We start from the raw sequence: 1,411 nt of genomic DNA, 5'->3' as shown, positions 1-1,411 counted from the left end.
GTTGAGCGTGCAGTTGCGCGCTCGCGGCTTCGACACGGTCTCCATCGACGGCCCGCGCCCGCTGATCCCGGGCAGCCGCCTGGTCGGCACCGCCCGCACGCTGCGCTACCTCCCGTTCCGCAAGGACCTGTTCGCCACCCACGGCGGCGGCTTCAACGCGCAAAAGCGCGCCGTCGACTCGCTCGGACCGGGCGAGGTCCTGGTGATGGAGGCGCGCGGCGTCGAAGCCGCGGGCACGCTCGGCGACATCCTCGCCCTGCGGGCCAAAACGCTGGGCGCGGCCGGCATCGTCACCGACGGCGCGGTACGCGACAGCGCCGCCGTGGCCGCGCTCGGCATGCCGGTCCTGGCCGGCGCCGCCCATCCCGCGGTCCTGGGCCGTCGGCACGTGCCGTGGGAGAGCGACGTCACGATCGCGTGCGGCGGGGCCACCGTCCAGGTCGGCGACGTCGTGGTCGCCGACGACGACGGCGCCGTGGTGATCCCGCCGGCCTTGGTCGCCGAGGTCCTGTACGACGCCGAGGAGCAGGAGTCGCGCGAGGCGTTCATCGCCGAACAGGTCGCGGCCGGGCGGCGGTTGGCCGGCCTGTACCCGCTCGACCCGTCGTGGGAGCCCGCCTACCGGGCCTGGGCGGCGCAGCGACCGGGCATCCCGGCCGACCGTCCTTCGCCCGCCACCCGTGAGGAGTACCGATGAAGTTCCGCTCGGATCCGTCCCTGATCCACGGCTCGATCGCGCCGCTGGTCACCCCGTTCACCGCCGAAGGCGCGGTCGACGTCGACGCGTTGCGGCGGCTGGTGCGGTGGCAGTTGGCGGCCGGATCGCACGGCATCTCGCTGGGCGGCTCGACCGGTGAGCCGTCGTCGCAGAGCGTCGCGGAGCGCGCCGAGGCGATCCGGGTGGTGGCCGGCGCGATCGACGACCGGGTGCCGTTCATGCCGGGCACCGGGTCGGCCAAGTTGGCGGAGACCCTCGAACTGACCGGCGTGGCCCGGGACGCGGGCGCCGACGCGGCCTTGATCATCACCCCGTACTACGCGCGTCCCACCCAGGAGGCGCTGTTCGTCTGGTACTCCACCGTCGCGCGCGAGTATCCGGACCTGCCGATCGTGATCTACAACGTGCCCAGCCGCACCGCCGTGGAGATCGACCCGCACACGGTGGGCAGGCTCTTTCGCGCGCACGAGAACATCGTGGGCATCAAGGAGACCACCAAGGACTTCGAGCACTTCTCCCGGGTGATCGAGGCCGCCGGTCCCGAACTGCTGGTCTGGTCGGGCATCGAGCTGTTGTGCCTGCCGGTGCTGACGCTCGGCGGCGTGGGTTTCGTCTCGGCGTTGGCCAACATCGCGCCGAGCGCGGTAGCGCAGATGTACGAGGCTTATCAGGTGGGCGACTTCGATCGGGCGC

At 72.4% G+C, this 1,411-nt stretch carries 1 protein-coding gene and 1 pseudogene; both read left to right on the top strand.

What is annotated here, in order from left to right; all coding sequences use genetic code 11:
• A pseudogene (locus GT354_RS38470) lies at positions 1 to 697 on the top strand (hypothetical protein); the annotation flags it as partial.
• Positions 694 to 1,411 (top strand): 4-hydroxy-tetrahydrodipicolinate synthase (dapA, locus tag GT354_RS38465; protein WP_161361023.1); only part of this gene is annotated, 718 nt, incomplete at its 3' end. The pseudogene GT354_RS38470 and the gene dapA, both read left to right, overlap by 4 nt.

The sequence above is a fragment of the Streptomyces sp. SID3343 genome (genome assembly GCF_009865215.1).
Lineage (GTDB): Bacteria > Actinomycetota > Actinomycetes > Streptomycetales > Streptomycetaceae > Embleya.
This window is presented reverse-complemented; position numbering and strand designations above follow the sequence as displayed.